The organism is Aestuariibaculum lutulentum, from assembly GCF_032926325.1.
GTDB classification, from domain to species: domain Bacteria; phylum Bacteroidota; class Bacteroidia; order Flavobacteriales; family Flavobacteriaceae; genus Aestuariibaculum; species Aestuariibaculum lutulentum.
Window position 1 is genome coordinate 1,817,501 of the sequence record NZ_CP136709.1, and the last position, 20,576, is coordinate 1,838,076.

The 20,576-nt window shown below is 35.1% G+C and carries 21 protein-coding genes, 1 tRNA gene and 2 rRNA genes (1 of these 24 cut by a window edge); 14 read left to right on the forward strand and 10 right to left on the reverse strand.

The features are described from left to right. The 3 genes from R1X58_RS07780 to R1X58_RS07790 all read left to right on the forward strand — a co-directional run. Positions 1–113, forward strand: a 23S ribosomal RNA gene (locus R1X58_RS07780) (it extends 2,717 nt beyond the left edge of the window). 123 nt (positions 114–236) lie between these two features. Further along, positions 237–345: ribosomal RNA gene (gene rrf / locus R1X58_RS07785) — 5S ribosomal RNA — on the forward strand. A gap of 79 nt (positions 346–424) precedes the next feature. Next, positions 425–497, forward strand: a tRNA-Lys gene (locus R1X58_RS07790). A gap of 218 nt (positions 498–715) precedes the next feature. Here R1X58_RS07790 and R1X58_RS07795 read toward each other — a convergent pair. Then, positions 716–1,618 (reverse strand): NifU family protein, encoded by a 903-nt coding sequence (locus tag R1X58_RS07795; protein ID WP_240573826.1) that lies wholly within the window; start codon positions 1,616–1,618, stop codon positions 716–718. 148 nt (positions 1,619–1,766) lie between these two features. Between R1X58_RS07795 and R1X58_RS07800 the strand changes: the two genes are divergently transcribed. Together R1X58_RS07800 and R1X58_RS07805 are read left to right on the forward strand one after the other, a co-directional pair. After that, a complete protein-coding gene (locus R1X58_RS07800; RefSeq protein ID WP_240573824.1) occupies positions 1,767–2,771 on the forward strand; it encodes a PorP/SprF family type IX secretion system membrane protein in 1,005 nt (334 codons plus the stop codon). Positions 2,772–2,788: 17 nt separating this feature from the next. Then, positions 2,789–3,307 (forward strand): gamma carbonic anhydrase family protein, encoded by a 519-nt coding sequence (locus R1X58_RS07805; RefSeq protein WP_188216762.1) that lies wholly within the window; start codon positions 2,789–2,791, stop codon positions 3,305–3,307. Positions 3,308–3,456: 149 nt separating this feature from the next. Here R1X58_RS07805 and murI read toward each other — a convergent pair whose 3' ends face one another. From murI to R1X58_RS07845, 8 genes are all read right to left on the reverse strand, one after another. Continuing rightward, positions 3,457–4,236 carry a glutamate racemase gene (gene murI / locus R1X58_RS07810; RefSeq protein ID WP_240573822.1) on the reverse strand — a complete coding sequence of 260 codons (780 nt, stop codon included), beginning with the start codon at positions 4,234–4,236 and terminating at the stop codon, positions 3,457–3,459. Positions 4,237–4,303: 67 nt separating this feature from the next. Then, the gene (locus tag R1X58_RS07815) at positions 4,304–4,810 is read right to left on the reverse strand and encodes an OmpH family outer membrane protein (protein ID WP_188216760.1); all 507 of its coding nucleotides are present in this window, start codon (positions 4,808–4,810) and stop codon (positions 4,304–4,306) included. Positions 4,811–4,847: 37 nt separating this feature from the next. Beyond that, the gene (locus tag R1X58_RS07820; protein WP_240573817.1) at positions 4,848–5,858 is read right to left on the reverse strand and encodes an OmpH family outer membrane protein; all 1,011 of its coding nucleotides are present in this window, start codon (positions 5,856–5,858) and stop codon (positions 4,848–4,850) included. Between the two features lie 255 nt (positions 5,859–6,113). Beyond that, entirely contained in the window at positions 6,114–8,726 is a 2,613-nt protein-coding gene (gene bamA, locus R1X58_RS07825) for an outer membrane protein assembly factor BamA (RefSeq protein WP_304653877.1), read from the reverse strand. After that, entirely contained in the window at positions 8,698–9,438 is a 741-nt protein-coding gene (locus tag R1X58_RS07830; protein WP_240573840.1) for an isoprenyl transferase, read from the reverse strand. Before R1X58_RS07830 ends, bamA begins: the two co-directional genes overlap by 29 nt. Before the next feature lies 1 nt (position 9,439). Continuing rightward, positions 9,440–10,126: a type IX secretion system protein PorG gene (gene porG / locus R1X58_RS07835; RefSeq protein WP_240573816.1), complete on the reverse strand. Its 687-nt coding sequence runs from the start codon at positions 10,124–10,126 to the stop codon at positions 9,440–9,442. A gap of 99 nt (positions 10,127–10,225) precedes the next feature. Continuing rightward, complete coding sequence (locus tag R1X58_RS07840; RefSeq protein ID WP_240573813.1) at positions 10,226–11,110, reverse strand: NAD kinase; 885 nt, start codon at positions 11,108–11,110, stop codon at positions 10,226–10,228. A 62-nt stretch (positions 11,111–11,172) separates the two neighbouring features. Beyond that, the gene (locus tag R1X58_RS07845) at positions 11,173–11,832 is read right to left on the reverse strand and encodes a CBS domain-containing protein (protein WP_240573811.1); all 660 of its coding nucleotides are present in this window, start codon (positions 11,830–11,832) and stop codon (positions 11,173–11,175) included. Between the two features lie 178 nt (positions 11,833–12,010). Here R1X58_RS07845 and R1X58_RS07850 point away from each other — a divergent pair, with 178 nt between their 5' ends. The 9 genes from R1X58_RS07850 to clpX all read left to right on the forward strand — a co-directional run bounded on the left by R1X58_RS07850 (position 12,011) and on the right by clpX (position 18,790). Beyond that, positions 12,011–12,727 carry a pyridoxine 5'-phosphate synthase gene (locus R1X58_RS07850; RefSeq protein ID WP_240573809.1) on the forward strand — a complete coding sequence of 239 codons (717 nt, stop codon included), beginning with the start codon at positions 12,011–12,013 and terminating at the stop codon, positions 12,725–12,727. Between the two features lie 6 nt (positions 12,728–12,733). After that, entirely contained in the window at positions 12,734–13,498 is a 765-nt protein-coding gene (locus R1X58_RS07855; RefSeq protein WP_240573807.1) for an alpha/beta fold hydrolase, read from the forward strand. A 130-nt stretch (positions 13,499–13,628) separates the two neighbouring features. After that, a complete protein-coding gene (locus R1X58_RS07860) occupies positions 13,629–13,793 on the forward strand; it encodes a toxin-antitoxin system YwqK family antitoxin (protein WP_240573805.1) in 165 nt (54 codons plus the stop codon). Positions 13,794–13,850: 57 nt separating this feature from the next. Further along, positions 13,851–14,294 carry a toxin-antitoxin system YwqK family antitoxin gene (locus tag R1X58_RS07865; protein ID WP_240573803.1) on the forward strand — a complete coding sequence of 148 codons (444 nt, stop codon included), beginning with the start codon at positions 13,851–13,853 and terminating at the stop codon, positions 14,292–14,294. Between the two features lie 37 nt (positions 14,295–14,331). After that, the gene (locus R1X58_RS07870; RefSeq protein WP_240573795.1) at positions 14,332–14,691 is read left to right on the forward strand and encodes an energy transducer TonB; all 360 of its coding nucleotides are present in this window, start codon (positions 14,332–14,334) and stop codon (positions 14,689–14,691) included. A 52-nt stretch (positions 14,692–14,743) separates the two neighbouring features. Further along, a complete protein-coding gene (locus R1X58_RS07875) occupies positions 14,744–15,085 on the forward strand; it encodes a phage holin family protein (RefSeq protein WP_240573793.1) in 342 nt (113 codons plus the stop codon). Positions 15,086–15,319: 234 nt separating this feature from the next. Next, positions 15,320–16,654 carry a trigger factor gene (gene tig / locus R1X58_RS07880; protein ID WP_240573791.1) on the forward strand — a complete coding sequence of 445 codons (1,335 nt, stop codon included), beginning with the start codon at positions 15,320–15,322 and terminating at the stop codon, positions 16,652–16,654. 153 nt (positions 16,655–16,807) lie between these two features. Further along, complete coding sequence (gene clpP, locus R1X58_RS07885) at positions 16,808–17,482, forward strand: ATP-dependent Clp endopeptidase proteolytic subunit ClpP (RefSeq protein WP_240573789.1); 675 nt, start codon at positions 16,808–16,810, stop codon at positions 17,480–17,482. Positions 17,483–17,557: 75 nt separating this feature from the next. Further along, positions 17,558–18,790: an ATP-dependent Clp protease ATP-binding subunit ClpX gene (gene clpX, locus R1X58_RS07890; protein WP_240573787.1), complete on the forward strand. Its 1,233-nt coding sequence runs from the start codon at positions 17,558–17,560 to the stop codon at positions 18,788–18,790. 232 nt (positions 18,791–19,022) lie between these two features. Here clpX and R1X58_RS07895 read toward each other — a convergent pair whose 3' ends face one another. Continuing rightward, complete coding sequence (locus R1X58_RS07895; RefSeq protein WP_240573786.1) at positions 19,023–20,540, reverse strand: GH3 auxin-responsive promoter family protein; 1,518 nt, start codon at positions 20,538–20,540, stop codon at positions 19,023–19,025. Positions 20,541–20,576 lie beyond the last annotated feature (36 nt).

Consider the following 20,576-nt stretch of genomic DNA (forward strand, 5'->3'; position numbering starts at 1 on the left):
ACAAGATGAGATTTCTTTAAAGGGTCGTGGGAGATGACCACGTTGATAGGCTACAGGTGTAAAGGCAGTAATGTCATAGCCGAGTAGTACTAATAACCCATAGGCTTATTGTACGCCTGTTTTTTTTAAGAGTACAGATTTTTTAAATAGTATCTAACCGATATGGTTCTTTTTTCAATATGTTAAAATATTAGCGCGTGATGCGCGGTTGATGTAAGTTACACCAACCTAAAATTTAAGGTGATTATAGCGACGGGGCTCACCTCTTACCATTCCGAACAGAGAAGTTAAGCCCGTTAGCGCCGATGGTACTGCCATTTGTGGGAGAGTAGGTCGTTGCCTTTTTTGATCCTCAGTCTTATAGAATAGACTGAGGATTTTTTATTATATGCCTTGTGTAATGACAGAGACACGAGCCATGAAAGACTAGGTAGCTCAGCTGGTAGAGCATAACACTTTTAATGTTAGGGTCCTGGGTTCGAACCCCAGCCTGGTCACAAAACTTCAAATATCAAAAGCCTTTATCATTGTAGATAAAGGCTTTTTTGTTTAATATACAGTTCACTACCGGAGAGTTATTTTAAAGGCTTTACACGACGCTTTTATTGGTTTTGGATACCTAATTATATCAAATGCAATAGCAGACGGTTTAAGTCATAAAAAAAAGCGCTCATAATTAAATGAACGCTTGAGGGTATTTTGTGAGCAAACTGTATTAACCGTTGATAGCTTCAACTGTGTTAACTTTTCCTTGTAGCATTTCTTTTAGCATATTTTCAATACCACTTTTAAGAGTGAATGTAGATGATGGACATCCGCTACAAGCGCCTTGTAAAAGAACGCTAACATTTTTAGTGTTTTCATCGTAAGAGATGAATTGAATGTTTCCTCCATCACTAGCTACAGCTGGTTTAACGTATTCCTCCAGAATGTTTATAATTTGTTTCGAAGTGTCATCTAAAGCATCAAAATTAGAGTCTAATTGTTCTGTAGATTTCTGTAACTGTTCTGCAGCTCCGGCAACTACAACTTCTTTCCCGTTTTCAATATAATTTTTAATAAACTCACGTAATTCTATAGTGATATCTTGCCATTCGGCAACGTCGTATTTTGTAATGGATACGTAGTTTTCTTCAATAAAAACACTTTTAACAAAAGGGAAATGGAATAACTCTGTAGCAAGAGGTGATAGTTTGGCCTCGTCGATAGATGTGAATTCAAATAAAGCTGTTACAATTTTCTTGTTAGCGACAAATTTCATAACCGATGGGTTTGGTGTGCTTTCAGCATAAACGGTAACAGGAACTTTTTTAGATTCCGCTGTTTTTTCAATTACAACACCTCCATCATTTAAGTATGATTCAATTTGTTCCGCCATTTCATCCTGAACATCACTCCACTCTACAATACTGTAACGCTCTACAGCAATAAAGTTTCCTGAGATGTATACTTTTTTAACGAATGGTAAATAGAATAATTGTTGTGCTAACGGTGAAGATTTAGCCTCATCAATATTGTTAAATTCAAAACTTTGATGTTGTGTAATAAATTCGTTTAGTTCGAATTTTACTATCGTATTATTGGTTGTTTCTCTTACCGAAACTTTGTATGTTTTCATTTTAGCTAATTTTTTACAAAAATACTAAAAGAAAACTTTAGTTATCCATATATTTGAGTTTTGTTGCCTCTTATTGAACCGGTTAAAAGACGAGTTTTGTGACATAAAGGTAACCTCAAAACAATTCAATTTATAGTGTAAACTTAATATGAAATTAAAAAGCTTTTTAATCGCAACCATTAGTTTATTGTTTGTTCAAGTCGCATTTTCTCAAGAAGGTTTACCTATATATACCGATTATCTTACCGACAATTATTATTTAATTCACCCGTCGATGGCTGGGGCTGCTAATTGTGCCAAGGTTAGGTTAACAGGACGTCAACAGTGGTTTGGACATGAAGACGCACCACGATTAATGACTTTAAGTGTTAATAGTAGAATTGGAGAATCGCCTTCAGCAATAGGTGGAATTCTATTTAAAGATAAGAACGGTTATCATTCGCAGAACGGTGCTTACGCAACCTATGCGCATCATTTAATGTTTTCCAGAAGTGAAGTCGATTTAAATATGTTATCGTTTGGTTTAAGTGCTGGGATTATTCAGTATCGCTTGGATGAAACCTCATTTTTATTTGATGGTCCAGATCCTATCATTGATGGAACGGTACAAAACGAAACCAATTTTAATATGGACTTCGGATTTTCGTATCAGTTTTTAGATTTTTATTTACATGGAACGGTAAAGAATCTTTTAAATAATTCAGGAATAAACCGTGATATCAATATTACAAGTAATTTAAGACGTTATTTATTAACTACTGGGTATGTGTATAGTAAGTATGGTAGTGAATGGAGTTTTGAACCTTCTGTAATGTTTCAGTATCGTGAGGCGACTAAGGAGGCAGCAATAGATATTAATGCTAAAGCTTATAAATCGATGGATTTCGGAACCATTTGGGGAGGTTTGTCGTATAGAAACAGTTTCGACGGTGCCGAGTATACCAACTCGGGAACAGATGTTAAGAGTCAACGTTTAAATCAATTCACGCCTATTTTGGGAATTAATTACAATAAGTTTATGTTTGCTTATACGTATACGTATCAAAGTAATTCTGTCGTATATACCAACGGTGGGTTTCATCAATTTACTTTAGGATATAACTTTGGGTGTCGTCGTCAGCGTTATGATTGTAATTGTCCTGCCGTAAATTAAATTTTTCAAAATTCAATATGCCTTTAATAAAACCTGTAAACGGAAAATCGCCTCAAATTCCCGAGGATTGTTATATAGCCGAAAATGCGACTATAGTTGGAGATGTAACGATGGGAGAGGAATGTAGCGTATGGTTTAATGCTGTAATTCGTGGGGATGTGCATTATATAAAAATGGGGAATAAGGTGAATGTGCAGGATGGTGCTGTTATTCATGCCACGTATCAAACCGCACCAACAAACATTGGTAATAATGTTTCTATCGGACATAATGCCTTAGTTCATGGTTGTACCATTCACGATAATGTGTTAATAGGTATGGGCAGTATTGTAATGGACGATTGTGTGATTGAAAGCAATAGTATTATAGCAGCAGGAGCGGTGTTAACTCAAAATACACATGTAGAATCCGGAAGTATTTATGCCGGTGTTCCAGCAAAGAAAATCAAGGATATAAGTCAGGAGCTCATTTCGGGACAAATCGATCGTATTGCTAATAACTACGTAAAGTATTCCAGTTGGTTTAAGGAGGACTAGTTAGGTGTTGGGCATTACCCTTTGGGTGGCATTTTATTCGTGAGACTCTATTTTAAGTTAATGAACTCATGAATATAAATATTTCAGCAGTCGCTTATCAATATAAAATTGGCAGAGCTCGAACGAAGCTTCAATCGCTAATGCAATAGTTAAAAATTCAGGAAATTCACTTCAAATTTATCGTCAAGTAAGTTTGCCATTACTTTGGGATTGCCGTTGGTGAAAAAGGTGTTTTGTGGTTTGTCGGTTTGCATGTTTAGAAGGCCATGATTTTCTAAAACGGCTTTGGTTTGTTTCGCTACAGCAGCACCAGAATCTATAATTTTCACCTGATTTGGAAGTAATTCTAAAAGTAAAGGCATTAAATAGGGGTAATGAGTACAACCTAAAACCAGATAATCGATGTTGGCATCAATCATAGGTTGTAGATGCTTTGTTAACAATTGGCGCATGGTTTCCGAATACACTTGTCCAGCTTCAATTAGTTCAACAATACCTTCACCAACCTGTTCGATAACTTTAATATTACTGGCAAAAAGGCCAGACGTTTTAGAGAAGAGTTCGCTACTTAAAGTACCTTTGGTTGCTAAAATCCCTACACTGTTTGTTTTGGTTTGTAGAGCGGCTGGTTTAATGGCCGGTTCAATACCAATAAATGGAATATCATAGTTAGCTCTTAAAACACTTATGGCATTCGTGGTTGCTGTATTGCATGCCACAACAATAAGTTTACATTCCTGCCTGATTAAATATTCGGTATTTTTGATACTTAATTGAACAATTTTGTCTTTGCCCTTTAAGCCATAAGGGGCATTGGCACTATCGGCAAGGTAGATGGTGTTTTCGTGAGGTAAAAGGGCGTGTATTTCTTTCCAAATTGAGGTGCCTCCAACACCAGAATCGAAAATGCCAATAGGTTGTTTGCTCATAGTAACAAAAATAAAAAAAGCTGCTTTGTGAAAAGCAGCTTTTAATTAAATTTCTAAATAAAGATGATTAGATACCTAATTCTTTCTTTACATCGTTTAATAAGTCTTTACCATCAGCTAAGATTGTTACACCTTGAGCAGAATCTAAAACGTAATCAAAACCTTGAGCTCTTGCTACTTTTAAAATTGCAGTTCTAGCTTTTTCAGTAATAGGCTTTAATAAGTCCATTTCTTTCTTTTGTAAATCTTTTTGAGCATCAGACTGGAATTGTTGAATACGCATTTGCTTTTCTTGTAATTCCTGCATTCTCTTAGCGTTTTCTTCTTCTGTTTTAGTTGCAGCTTCTGCGTCGTATTGTTTTGCTGTATTTTGGTATTCTGTAATTGAAGCTTGCATATCTGTTTGATATGTTTTGCTTAAAGTCTCAAGTTGAGTTTGTGCAGCTTTCATCTCCGGCATTGCCTGAATTAACTCCTGAGTGTTAATATGAGCTACTTTACTTTGTGCATTTGATAAAGTTACAGATGCAACACATAGTACAGTTGCTAATAAAAGGTTCTTTAATTGTTTCATTTTTAAAAAAGTATTAAGTGTGTTTTAAATTGTTTAATTAATTATTGTTGTTGATACTATCTCTCTCGCGTTGTCTTTCTTCTAATATTTTTTGTCTTTTTTCTTCTAATTCTTTTTTTCTGGCCTCGCGTTCGGCTAATTTTTTCTGTCTGTTCTCTTCAATAAGCTGAGCCTGAGTTTTTACTTCACCTGTGCTTTCCGCAGCTTTGGCATCTGTGCTTGTTTTGGCATTAGAAGCTGCATCTTCGGTTTTTTCAGTGCTTTGTTTTCTGGCATCTAATTTGGCTTGTTTTGCAGCTTCGCGTTCTGCAAGTATTTGTTGGCGACGTTCTTCGGCTTCTTTTTGTTTGGCCTCACGCTCCGCTAAAATTTCTTGTCTGCGTAATTCAACAGCACTTTCTCTTGCGGCTTGTTTTTCCTGTAATGCTTTTTCTCGAGCTTCTAATTCTTCATTAATTTCAGGAACTAATTCTTCATCTTCGGCAGCTCGTTTTTCAGCTTTGGACTGGGCCTGAGTACGTTTTGCTGTTCTGCTAATGCTTCTTATAATCTGTTCGCTTAAATCGAATTGTTTCGCAGAATATAACATAGTAGCTTCAGAGGATTTATCAAAGATGAAATCGTATTTTCTGCTTGTTGCAATATCCTGAACAGCTGCAAAAATCTGATCTTGAATAGGCTGCATCAACTGACGTTTTTGAATGAACAAATCGCCGTTAGGGCCAAAACGCTTTTGTTGATAATCTAAAATTTCCTGCTCTTCGAAAGCAATATCTTCTTCGCGTTCTTCGATAAGCTCTTTGGTTAAAAGGGCTTTTTCGTTACTCAGGTCTTTTCGTTTTTGTTCTACAGCACTTAGTTTAGTGTCTATTTCAGATTTCCATTTGTTGGCTTTATCGTTAAGTTGAGATGTAGCCTCTTGGTATTCCGGAACGTTTTCTAATATGTACTCTGTGTCTATATAAGCTATTCGAACCCCGCGTTGTGCATGAGAAGCAAAGCTTAATGTAAAAACTAGTATCAGTAAAAAAAGAACGTTATTTTTCATCTGTTAAGTTTTTTAATTTATTGGTTATAAATTCTAAAAAGACAGATGATATTTTTGTTTCTGCCACGATTAGAACTGATTTTTTTATTGGTTAAAGTTCGTCATTCAAGTGATCAAATGGTTGACGCAAAATAAACATTTTCCTCGGTATGAAAAATTTTAGAATGCTCATTTTAAAATAAACGAAATTTAATTTCAAAAATTTCAATTCTTCTGCAAATACTTATAATGTTATTAGAAAATATCGTGCCAAAATTAAAATTGTTGTCCAATGATAAAGTGCGTTTGCCATCCACTCTTAGTCGCTTCTCCTGGAATTGGGTCGAATCCGTGACCGAAATCGATACCTAATAATCCGAAAGCAGGCATAAAGATTCTAAGTCCAAGACCTGCAGAACGTTGTAGGTCGAAAGGATTATAATCTTTAAATTCGTTATATGAAGCACCTGCTTCAAGGAATGTTAATCCGTAAATTTTAGCCGAAGCTTTTAATGTAATTGGATAACGTAACTCTAAAGAGAATTTATTGTAAATGGTACCACCATCGTTTGTAGATAACGATTGGTTAGGGTAACCACGTAACGCGATAGCTTCTCTACCATCTAAACTGTAACTTCCTAAACCGTCACCTCCAAGGAAGAATCTTTCAAAAGGAATTACCCCACGGTCTTGGTTATAAGCACCTAAGAAACCAAATTCTACACTAGGCTTTAATACTAAATCTTTAAAGATTTGTGTGTACCAGTCTGCCTTGAATTTTACTTTATAAAATTCTAACCAGTTGTAACGTTCTTGGTCGATTTCAGAAATTCTAGTGTTAGCATCAGATAATTCAGTTTCAGTAGAGTTAGAGTCTGTTAAGACAGCTACATTATCATCTCTTTCCGCTTTAAGTGCCGAATAGTCTACACCATTTACTAAAGAGTATGGGAATGATAATTTTGCGGTAACTGCAAAGTTAGAACCTCCTGTTGGATAAATAGGGTCTACACTTGTGTTGTTTCTGCTTAAACCAACAGTATATGATAAGTTGTTTGAGAAACCATCACCGAATGTAAATAATCCGGTGTTATAGTTGTTTAAGTCGTAACGTTGGTAACTGATAGCCTGAGACAATGTAAAGTAATCATCAGGAACCTGCAAGCGTTTTGCTAAACCAAAAGTAATACCTGTAATATTGAAACTTCTAGATTTATCGGCGTTACCTGTTTGGTAGTCGTATAAGAACTGTTTTGTATGTGATAACGATGATGAAAACTGTACCGGACGTTTTCCTCCCATCCAAGGTTCAGAGAACGAAAAACTATAGGTTTGATAAAAACGGCTGGCTTGTAAACGTAAAGCTAATTTTTGACCATCTCCCATTGGGATTGGCTTATAAGCATCTTTCTTGAAGATATCTTTAATTGCAAAGTTGTTAAACGATAATCCTAAGGTTCCGATGAAACCTCCACCACCGTAACCACCTTGAAGCTCAATCTGGCTCGATCCAGTTTCTTTTACAGAGTATTCCATATCGATGGTTCCTTCATTAGGATTTGCATTTTTAAAGTCAGGAGAGATTTCCTGAGCATCAAAGAATCCTAACTGACCAAGCTCACGAACGGTACGAACCACATTCGCTTTACTGTATAATTGTCCCGGACGGGTACGAATTTCACGATAGATAACGTGGTCGTTTGTTTTGTCGTTTCCAACAACCGATACACTGTTAAAGTAAGCTGGTTTACCTTCGGTAATTCTTACTTCCATATCGATTACATTGTTATCGGCACTTACTTCAACCGGGTTGATTTGTGAGAATAAATAACCGTTGTTTTGGTATAAGTTGGTAATGTCGTCACCATCTGGTTTAGAATCATCAGCAATGCGCTTTTGAAGTAATACCCCATTATAGGTGTCTCCTTTTCTAATACGTAAAACGCGATTTAATAGGTCGTTAGAGTATACGGTATTACCAATAAAAGTGATGTCTCCAAAAGTATATTTTTCGCCTTCTTCAACATTAATGTTTAATGAAATGGTTTTATCGCTGTTAATAGAAATACTGTCTGAAAGTACGCGGGCATCACGATAACCATTTTCTTTGTATTTGTCAACAAGGCTTACAAGATCTTCTTTATAATCGGCCTCAATATACTTTGAACGTTTTAGAACACGAATTGGGTTTTTTTGTTTCGTATTTTTCATGCTTTTACGAAGTGTTTTGTCGGTTAAAACTTCGTTTCCGTTAAACACGATATGATCGATTTTTACTTTTTCACCTTTATCGATGTTAACAAGCATATTAACTCTGGCCGTAGGTAAAGAGTCTTTTACTTCTTTGGTATCTATATAAACTTTAGTGTTTAAAAACCCTTCTTTTTTATACTTGCTGGTTAAGTAGTTTTTAGTTGTTGTTATTAAGTTTTCTGTAACCTTAACCCCTTTATTAAGTTTATTGTCTTTTATAATACCTTCAACTTTACCTTTTTTAACGCCGTTCACTTTTAATTCGTTAAGTTGTGGAAGGTCAGATAATCTGATTTCAAGGAACGCTGTATCACCTTCAACTTTGGTGATGTAAATTTCAATATCGCTGAATAGTTTTGAGTTCCAAAGTTTTTTAATGGCAGCACTAATATCTTCACCAGGAATGGTAATTTCCTGTCCTTTTCTTAATCCGGAATAGGTAATTATGGTTTGTTCTTCAAACGCGGTGTTTCCCAGTACGGTTATATCTCCCAGTGTATATTCTCGACCTTGATTATAAGGTATTTCTTGTGCTTGAATGGTAAGGCTATATGCAAAAAGTAATATTGCGAAGCAGTGTTTAATATAATTTGTCAAAGGTAGTTTATTAGCTAAGTTGTTCACTTGTTTTCCCAAATCGTCGTTCTCTTTTTTGATATTCTATAATAGCTTCATACAAATGCTCCTTTGTAAAATCCGGCCATAAAACGCTAGTAAAATACAATTCGGCATATGCGATTTGCCAAAGTAAAAAGTTGCTTATGCGTTGCTCTCCACTGGTTCTAATAAGCAAGTCTACATCTGGTAAACCATGCGTGTAAAGATGCTCATTTATAATTGATTCATCAATCTTTTCCGGCGAAATTATGTTATTTTTAACTTTAATACTAATCTCTTTAACAGTATTTAGTAATTCTTCGCGCGAACCATAGCTTAAAGCCAGCGTTAAAGTCATTCTGCTGTTACTTTTTGTCTGTTCTATGACCTCCTGAAGCTCGGCATACACTTTTTGGGGTAAGTTGTTTAAGCAGCCAATAGCAGAGAGTTTTATGTTATTTTCTTGAAGTGTTTTTATTTCTTTTTTTAATGAATTAACAAGTAATTTCATTAAAGTATCGACTTCTAATTTAGGGCGATTCCAGTTTTCTGTAGAAAAGGCGTAAAGGGTTAGGTTTTCAACACCCAGTTCTGCACAGCATTCAACGGCTTCTTTTACAGCTTTTGTTCCATTTTCATGACCAAAGGCACGTATCATGCCTTTTTGTTTAGCCCAACGACCATTGCCATCCATAATAATAGCAATGTGTTTTGGTAGTTTGTTAGGTTGTATGCTTTCTCTTAAATTCATTTTAATTTGTACAATAACATGGCTTTTCTCCAAAGGTATAGGTTAGTGTCACACCAGAGAATACATACCAGTCATTGTTATTTATATTTCCAAATCTGTAGGGTTGCAGATTGCTATCGGCAGGTGAACTGCCATCAAGACCATCGGTAAAGGTGTAGCGCGCTCCAACTTCTACAGCTAATATTAATCCGTTAATAAACGTTGTTTTTACACCCAGTGCCATCGGTATTCCGAAAGTCCAACTCGAACTGCCTTCGTCGGTTTGTTCACCGTTAACAAAGTAAGTATCATCATAGTTTGTTAAACTTAACCCGGTAAATAAATACGGTGTGGTTAGTTTACGTCCTGTGTGTAAATCGAAATCCATGAAGGTAAATTCCATTCCGGCAGCAATTTCTAGGATGCCGTTAGAGAATTCATAACCACGTTGCTGACGCCTCGGGTCATCAGATTTTGAGTCTAAGCCTTCTAAATCACTAAAGATAACAGAAGCACGATAAGAGTGGCGTTTACTGCGGTTCCATTTATAAATTCCACCTATTGCCAATTGATTAGGAGAGATGTAATTGGTCGCTCCAACATCGCCAATAAAATTACTGCCTCCTAAATAAACTCCTATTTCGTGAATTTGAGCATAACTAACTTGAATGCTTAAAATGCTTATTATCAATACGGTTAAATACCTCATAAATGTTCGAAAGATTGCAAATATAATAAATATGATTAGCCAATAACAATTTGCTATAAATTGTATTAGTCTAAAACAACATTTCTGTAAAATTATTGTCTAATTGCGCTTGTCTTCGCCCCAAAGTAATTTTTTTCGCAGTGTAGTTAAAAAGCTTTCATTTAAAAGATCAATCATTTTAATGGTGAAGTCGGCTTTTTTAATGGTTATCATAGTTCCGTTCTCTAAAGTGGCAATTCTGGAATCTAATGATATTAAATGGCTGTCTTCGCGACCGGCCACTTTTAACTGAATTTCGGTAGAGTCTGGAATAATTAAAGGACGTGCACTTAGGTTGTGCGGAGCAATTGGTGCCAACACAAAGCTGTTGTTGCTTGGCGTGATTACCGGACCACCACAACTAAGAGAATAACCGGTAGACCCCGTTGGTGTAGAGATGATTAATCCGTCGCTCCAGTATGACGTTAGGTATTCACCATCTAAATGGGTTTCAACGGTAATCATGGAGGTGGTGTTTTTTCGGCTTATAGCAACCTCGTTTAATGCGAAATTAAGCGCACTTATTTCTTTGTTTTCTGGAGAGGTTTCTACCGATAATAAACTGCGTTCCGATATTTTGTATTTACCGTCAATAATATTTTGAATAGCGCTTTCGATCTGATCGACCTGTATGGTTGCTAAAAATCCTAAACGCCCGGTATTGATACCGATAATTGGAATATCCATATCCTTAACAAAAATGATGGCCCGTAAAATGGTACCATCACCACCAATACTTACCAGAAAGTCGAAAGACTTATCTAGTTTGTCGAAAGTTTTAAACGATCGGTACTCGTCTATATGAGGAGAATTTTCTTTTATAAGGTTGAAAAATTCGGTTTCGATGTAAGCATCGGCATCTTTTTCCAGTAAATAGGCAAATAAGCGTTCAACCGAAGTTGTTGTCGTTTCGTTGTAAAAGCGTCCAAAAACAGCAACTTTCATAGGTGTCTTTTTTAATTGAATTAAATAGAAGCAGCGTTTAAAAAGCGGCTAATATTTAAAAGTTAAATATTAAGGTATTTATTCAGGTAATCTGATCGTTCTTTCAGGCTTTCTAAATAACGGTCTTCATCATGGCCAGAAATGACATTGTAGCTGTATCTTCTAAAGGTTTGTATAATATCACTGATTCCTCCGGTACTTATTTTTAGGGTGATTTGAATTAAATCGGAATTCATTTTAGAAACAAAAGCACCTAAAAGTCGGCCGTTATTCGATTCAACAATCTGGCTGATTTCACTAAATGAATAATCGTTAATGCCTTTCTCAACTACGACAACACCTCCAGCTTCAGAGAAAAAAGGCGATTCATTAAATAAACTAATTACATCATTTAATTCATAATAACCTAAATATCTGTTATCGGCACCTAAAACAGGCATAATATTGGTAGAATTCACAGCAAAGGCTTCTAAAACATCTAACCAAAGTGTAGTGTCGCGAACATAGAAATCTTCTAAGGTGTATCGATAATCGTTAACGGTTTTATCGCTTTCTACACAATGCGCATCGGTTTCAGAAAAACAGCCTAAATACGTATTGTTATCATCTTGAATAGGAAGGTGAGACCATGTTAATTGGTTAAACACTTTCTGTAACTCACTAATTTTACTATTGTAATTTAGTGGTTTTACATCGTTAATTATGTATTGTGATAATTTCATGTGTTATACTTTGTTGTTATTTATGGACACATGGAATACCCGAATTAACTCGCTGTAATGTGACTTAAGTTTCATCATGGGTATTTCATTATCTTACGTTTATCCTATGCAAATTAATCAAAAAAAAAGTACATAAGCCTGTTCTACTTTGTATTTTTGTCTTTTAAAACAGCAATACATGACAAAGCTAAGTGTAAATATAAATAAGATAGCAACGTTAAGAAACTCCAGAGGTGGCGATGTGCCTAATGTGGTGCAATTTGCAAAAGATGTTCAGGAGTTTGGAGCCGAAGGTGTTACCATACATCCAAGACCAGACGAACGCCATATTCGTTACCAGGATGCGCGCGATTTAAAATCTGTAGTTTATACTGAATATAATATTGAAGGAAACCCGATAAAATCGTTTATAGATTTGGTGTTGGAAGTGAAACCTACTCAGGTAACCTTAGTGCCAGATGCCGAAGATGCCATTACCAGTAATGCAGGTTGGGATACTATTAAACATAAAGATTTTTTAATTGATGTGATTAAGGAATTTCAACAGAATGGTATTCGTACTTCTATTTTTGTTGATCCGGTTTTAGAACAAATTGAAGGTGCCAAAGAAACCGGGACCGATCGCATTGAGTTGTATACTGAAGCATTTGCTCACCAATATGGTTTAGGGAATGAAAGTGCCATTAAACCTTATGCCGACTGTGCCGAATTTGCAAATAAGCTAGGTCTAGGCGTTAATGCAGGACACGATTTGTCTTTAGATAATATTAAATTTTTTAGTGATAAGATTCCTGGCCTTTTAGAGGTGTCTATCGGGCATGCTTTAGTTGCTGAGAGTTTATATTTAGGAGTGGAAAACGTGATTCAAATGTATTTACGAAAGCTGAAAAAATAAACAAGCATGGTATTACATTCAAATATAGTGGGTGAAGGGAAGCCATTTGTTATTCTTCACGGCTTTTTAGGTATGGGCGATAACTGGAAAACATTGGGTATGCAGTTTGCTGATCAAGGGTTTCAGGTGCATATGGTCGACCAGCGTAATCACGGACACAGTTTTCATCACCAAGATTTTAGTTATGAAGTTTTGGTCGAAGATTTAAAGCAGTATTGTGAAATTCATGGTTTAGAGCAAATCGTGTTATTAGGGCATTCCATGGGAGGAAAAACTGCGATGTTGTTTGCAACCAAATATCCGGAGTTGGTTTCTAAATTAATTGTAGCCGATATTTCGCCTCGTTTTTATCCAGTACATCACGATGCTATTTTAAACGGATTAAGTGCTTTAAATTTTGATGAGGTAAAAAGCCGCGGTCAAGCTGATAAGGTTTTAGCCGAATATGTTTCCGATATGGGAACACGTCAGTTTTTATTAAAAAACTTATATTGGAAAGAAAAAGGCCTATTGGCGCTTCGTATGAATATTGACGTGCTTAAAGAAGAAGTGGCTGAAGTTGGCGAGCCCTTACCAAGTTATGCAACCTTTGATGGTGATACCTTGTTTTTACGTGGCGATCGCTCTGAATATATAGGTGTCGATGATGAACCAATTATCAAGCGTCATTTTCCAAAAGCCGATATTGTAACCATTGCTAATGCTGGTCACTGGTTGCATGCCGAAAACCCAACCGATTTTTATGACGCTGTTATGACTTTTGTGAATTAAGGTAATTTCTAAATCAACATATTCAAGGCTTCTGAATGCTTGTAAAGTGTTTGGAAGCCTTTTTTGTTATTTCAAGTTTACGATTGAAGAAAAATCTTATATTTACTTATTGATAAATTAAAAATTTACAATGAAATACTTACTCATGTTGACTTTTGCTTGCTTAACATTATTAGCAAAGGCACAAACAAATCATCCAGATGGCCCATATAAAGAATATTATGAAAATGGTCAATTAAAACAAGAAGGCTTTTATAAGAATGATAAAAAAATTAAAGTCTGGAAAACCTATTAAGACAATGGGCAACTTTTAGAAGTTTACGTGAATGATAATAACGGAAAGTTTACGGGCATGAAACGAGAATATTCTAAAGAAGGTGTTATTCTAAAAGAAACAAAAAATGACGTTGAAGGCAGATTAATAACTTATGAATATGATGAAAATGGGATCTTGTTTTATTCCGTAGAAATTAAGGAGACAAATAATAAGGGAAGATTTGTTTGGTCTGGAGATTATAAAGAATATTATAAAAACGGAATTTTAAAAGTTGAAAGTCATTATGATAATTACGAACTTAATGGACTTTGGAAACAGTTTTATGAAACAGGAGAGTTAGAATGGGAAGTTGGTTATGTTAACGGATATAAGCAGGGAGAATATAGGCAGTATGATAAAAATGGAAGCGTTAAAAATTCAGGTAATTTTGAGCTAGACAAAAAGGAAGGAGAGGAAAAACATTTTGATTCTAATGGACATCTTTTTGGGGTGTTAAAATATAAAAAAAGGAGTATATAAGAAAGCATCAGGGGCTAGTAATCTTGAGGTAGTTGAAGTGCCTGATGGAGTTTTTCAAAGAGTTCCTGTTTATCCCGGATGTGAAAATTCACTTGCAAATAATGGGAAGAAAAGATGTATGTCTGAAAATGTAACTGCCTTTGTTTCTCAAAAATATAATACTTCTTTTATAAAGGATATTGGCTTGAATGGGGTACAAAAAATATACGTCATGTTTAAAATAGACAAAACCGGTAACGTAATTAATATACGAGCCAAAGCGAAACACGGGGGGCTAGAAGCTGAGGCGATAAGAGTTGTTTCTCTTTTACCAAGAATGAAACCTGGAATAGTAAGAGGTAAACTAGTTACAGTCCCTTATTCATTACCAATTGGTTTAGCGATTAGAGGTAATTAGATAGTTTTTATTTCTCATATAATTCGTATATTTCATATCTAACTCTTTAAATATGAAAACAATAATTAGATTATTAATTAACGCCATCGCGGTATTGGTCATATCGCAAATATTATCCGGTGTACATATCGATAGTTATGTTACGGCTATTATTGTAGCTATTGTATTAGCGGTGTTAAATTTATTTGTGAAACCACTTTTGGTATTATTTACATTGCCAGCTACCATTTTAACCTTAGGGTTATTCTTGCTAATTATTAATGGATTAATCATTTATCTGGCAGGAAAATTTGTTTCTGGATTTAGTTTAGATGGCTTTTGGTGGGCTGTCTTGTTTAGTTTGTTACTCTCAATTTTACAGTCCATACTTCAGTCCGTTTTAAAAGAAGATTAAATCTTATAGAAATTGCCTTTCATTTCTGTATTCTATAGGAGTAAATGTGTTAAAAACGAATAACTTGACACCTTCTAAAAATAATTAAGGAAATCGCATAAAATCAAGCAATTAAAAACTTTGTCGGGTGGTAAAAATATTGTATTTTTGCCACCCGATTTTAGTTACATTATTTCAGGTTTTACCAAAAACCTGTTTTGTTAAATGCCTGATAAGGCTTTATATCATTTAAAAATGAATATTACAAGAGAAAACGTTGATGCATTAAATGCTGTAGTAAAAGTAGATATCGCGAAAGAAGATTATAGCGATAAAGTAGAGAAAATATTATCAGATTACCGTAAAACAGCTAACATTCCAGGATTTAGAAAAGGACACGTGCCAATGGGAATGGTTAAAAAACAATATGGTAAAGCTGTATTAGTTGACGAAGTAAACAAATTATTACAAGACGCTTTAAATAAATATTTAACTGAAGAGAAGTTAGATGTTTTAGGACAACCACTACCAAAAACTCAGGATAATATCGATTGGGATGCAGATACATTTTCTTTTGAATTCGAATTAGGATTAGCTCCGGAATTTGAAGTAAATGTAGCAAGCAACGAACCTATCGTTCAATATAATATCATCGCTGACGACAAAATGTTAGACGAGCAAGTGGCTAACATTCAAAAGCAATACGGTAAATTGGTATCTCAAAACGAGGTTGCTGCAGATAGCGAAATTACTGGTGTTTACAGAAACGAAGAGCGCGAAATCGAAAATAAAGTAAACCTTACTTTAGATAGATTTGCAGGAGATGCTACTGAAAAATTATTCATTGGAGCTAAAGTTGGTGATGTTGTAACGTTACAAACTAAAGGTCTTTTTGATGATGAGCACGAATTAATGCACGCTTTAAAATTAGGTCACGATGAGGTTCACGGTTTAGATATCGAAGTAACATTTACTATCGAAGAAATCAACACACGTGAGTTAGCAGAGTTAGATCAGGAATTATTTGATAAACTTTTTGGTAAAGACGTTGTAAAATCTGTAACTGAATTAAAACAAAAGATTAAAGAAGATGCTGAAAAGCAATTCGCTCAACAAGCAGATCAAAAACTTTTAAATGATGTAACTGAGTATTTAGTTGCAAACACACAGTTTGATTTGCCAGCTGAGTTCTTACAAAAATGGATTCAGCAAACCTCTAACGAAGAGCAAGCAATCGATAGCGATCAAGCTAAAGAAGAGTACGAGAAGTCAGAAAAAGGAATCCGTTACCAGTTAATCGAGAGCAAATTAATCGTAGATAACGATATCAAAGTAACTATGGACGATATCCGAAATCATGCGAAAGATATGATTAAAGCTCAAATGGCTCAGTTTGGTCAAATGAATCCTTCAGATAAAGAGTTAGATGATATTGCTGCTCGTGTATTAGGAAGTCAGGATGAAGCGCGTCGTATTTCAGAGCAATTAATCTCTCAAAAATTATTAGCGCTTTACAAAGAAAAAGCTAATATCGAAGTTAAAGAATTAAGTTACGAAGACTTCATTAAAGAAGTTTACGGAGATAAATAATCATTTATCTTATAAAGAATAAATGCGTATATTTAGGCTCTAGAATTTACTAATTCTAGAGCCTAATTTGTTGATTAAATATGGCTTTTCTGAAGTCGTAAATTAGTCATTATTTTAAAACTTAAGGATTTAACCTCAATAACAAAGTACACTATGGATTACGCAAAAGAATTTGAAAAATTCGCGATAAAAGATCAAGGAATTAGCAGTACATACTACAATAAAATTATTAGTAGTATGTATCCAACCAATTTAACGCCAAACATTATTGAAGAGCGCCAAATGAACATCGCTATTTTCGACGTGTTCTCGCGTTTAATGATGGATCGTATCATTTTCTTAGGAACAGGAATTAACGATCAGGTAGCTAATATTATTCAAGCACAATTATTGTTTTTAGAAAGCACCGATGCTAATAAAGACATTCAAATATACATCAACTCCCCAGGTGGTAGTGTTTACGCTGGTTTAGGTATTTATGATACCATGCAGTTTATTAAGCCAGATGTAGCGACTATTTGTACAGGTATGGCAGCGTCTATGGGTGCGGTTTTATTATGTGCAGGAGCGAAAGGTAAACGTAGCGGATTAACACACTCTCGCGTTATGATTCACCAACCGTTAGGAGGCGCTCAAGGTCAGGCAAGTGATATCGAAATTACAGCTCGTGAGATCTTGATTTTAAAAGAAGAACTTTACAAGATTATTAGTAAGCACTCAGGTCAGGATTACGACAAAGTGTATGCTGATAGTGATCGTGATTACTGGATGAAAGCTGATAAAGCTAAGGAATACGGTATGATTGACGAGATTTTGGTTCGTAACTAAAATAAAAATTGTAATTTTAAAGAATTGTTATAGAGGGATTTATAAAATGTTTTTCTCCCGAAAATTGTAAGATTAATGGCAAAAGAAGAATTAGAATGTTCGTTTTGTGGTAGAAAAAAGCCAGAAACCAATTTATTAATTGCTGGGTTAGATGCTCACATCTGTGACAGATGCATCGAGCAAGCGCATGGTATTGTTTTAGAAGAATCTAAACAGAGTGATACTAGTGATTTATCTGCGGAGCTGAAATTACGTAAGCCGCAGCAAATTAAAGCGTTTTTAGACGAATATATTATTGGTCAGAATACAACTAAAAAGGTAATGTCTGTAGCGGTATATAACCACTACAAGCGTTTATTACAGCCAACAACAAATGACGATATCGATATTCAAAAAAGTAATATTGTTATGGTTGGGCAAACAGGTACAGGTAAAACTTTAATGGCTAAAACCATTGCCAGAATGTTAAATGTGCCTTTAGCTATTGTTGATGCTACTGTTTTAACTGAAGCTGGTTATGTTGGTGAAGATGTTGAAAGTATCTTAACACGTTTATTACAGGCAGCCGATTATAATTTAGAGCGCGCTGAAAAAGGTATTGTTTTTATTGATGAAATCGATAAGATTGCTCGTAAAAGCGATAACCCATCTATTACACGTGATGTATCTGGTGAAGGTGTTCAGCAGGCTTTATTAAAACTGTTGGAAGGAACCGTGGTTAACGTACCACCAAAAGGCGGACGTAAACACCCGGATCAAAAATTCATTGAAGTAAATACCGAAAATATCTTATTTATTGCCGGTGGAGCATTCGATGGTATTGAGCGTGTGATTTCTAAACGTTTAAATATGCAGGCGGTTGGATATAGCGCATCTATGTCTGATGAGGTAATTGATCAAAATAATTTATTACAGTATATTATTCCGAAAGATTTAAAAGATTTTGGATTAATTCCTGAGATTATTGGTCGTTTACCAGTGTTGACTTATATGGATCCGTTAGATGCTGAAACCTTAAGAGCCATTTTAACTGAGCCAAAAAATGCTATTATAAAACAATACCAGAAGTTATTTTCGATGGATGATATTGATTTTACGATTACCGATGGTGCTTTAGGGTATATTGTTGATAAAGCTATTGAGTATAAGTTAGGAGCCAGAGGACTTCGTTCGTTATGCGAGGAGATTTTAACGGATGCGATGTTTGAATTGCCAAGTAGCGATGAAAAAAACTTGAATGTAACTAAAGCGTACGCTGAAGAAAAATTATCAAAAACAGCCTTAAAAAAACTAAAAGCAGTTTCTTAAGACTTCCATAATTTTACACATAAAAAAACCACGCTATTAGCGTGGTTTTTTATTTTTTATGGATATTAATTAATATAAGGGTATATTTTGGTAACGTTTTGTTTTCAAATTTTAAATAAATATAGACTTATTAACAATCTATGCAAAACCCTTTTTCCTCTTTTAGATTATAAGATGAAATACTCGACTAAAGACTTTGTGTAAAACCTTTCGTCGGTAATTTTGGTAAAATCTAACTGGCGTTTAATTTTAGTAACTCTTCAAGATAATCTCGAGTGTTAGATAGTCGTGGCACTTTATGTTGACCTCCTAATTTATTGTTTTGTTTTAGCCAGTCGTAAAATAGGTTTTCACGAGCCACATTAATCTTAGGCTTGTTAAGGGTAATGTTGTTAAAACGCTTGGCTTCATAATCAGAATTTAATGCTTTTAAAGCATCGTCGAACAGTTCGTTAAATTGCTCGATATTTCTGGGAAGTCTTTTAAATTCAATTAACCATTCGTGTGCACCTTTTTCTTTACCCTCCATAAAAACAGGCGCAGCTGTAAAGTCAACAATTTCGGCTTCGGTATCTTTACACACTTGTTTCAAGGCATTTTCAGCATTTTCAATAATCAACTCTTCACCAAAAACATTTATGTGATGTTTGGTTCTTCCGGAGATTTTTATGCGATAAGGACTTAAAGAGGTGAAACGAACCGTGTCTCCAACTTTATAGCGCCATAATCCAGCATTGGTGGTAATGATAATCGCGTAGTTTTTGCCGAGTTCTACTTCACTTAAAGGAATGGCTTTTTCTTCCGAAGTTGCGTAAACATCCATTGGGATAAACTCGTAAAAAATACCATAATCTAACATGAGTAACAATTCGTTAGAATCGTTTTTATCCTGAATGGCAAAAAAGCCTTCCGAAGCATTGTAAATTTCGTAGTATTTAAATCCGTTTTTAGGAAGTATACTTTGGTATTGGTCTACATAAGGCGTAAAGCTCACACCACCATGAAAATAAACTTCCAGATTGGGCCAGACTTCGTGTAAATTACCTTTTCCTGTAGTTTCTAAAACATTGTTTAAAAGTACTAACATCCATGAAGGGACACCAGCAAGACTCGTTACATTTTCAAAGCGGGTTTCATCAACAATGGCTTGCATTTTGTATTCCCAATCACTCATTAAAGAAACTTTATTGCAAGGCGTACTACTAAACTCTGCCCAAAACGGCATATTGTCAATTAAGATGGCAGATAAGTCGCCAAATGCGGTGCCATTTTCTTTGTATAACTGTTTGCTTCCGCCCAAGCGTAAACTTTTACCTGTGAATAATTGTGACTCTTCGTTGTTATTCAGGTACATGCAAAGTAAATCTTTACTTGCTGCGTAGTGGCAGTCTTCTAAAGATTCTTCGCTAACCGGAATGAATTTGCTCTTTGCTCGCGTTGTTCCGCTCGATTTGGCATACCATTTTATTGGTGTTGGCCAGAACAGATTCGACTCGCCTTTCATGGAACGCTGAATAATATCCTGCCAGCCGTCGTAGTTTTTAATAGGAACGCGCTCGGTAAAGGTTTGATAGTTTTTTATTGAAGCAAAATCGTATTGTTTGCCAATTTCGGTGTCTTTAGCAAAATCCAAAAGACTGAGCAATAATTCATTCTGTACCTCGTTGGGATGTTTTAAAAACAAATCAATTTGTTGGAATCGTTTTTTTAAAAACCAGGAAGCAATGGAATTAACTATCGTAATTGGCATATTTTTGAGCTACTATCTTTGAATGCCTAAAATAAC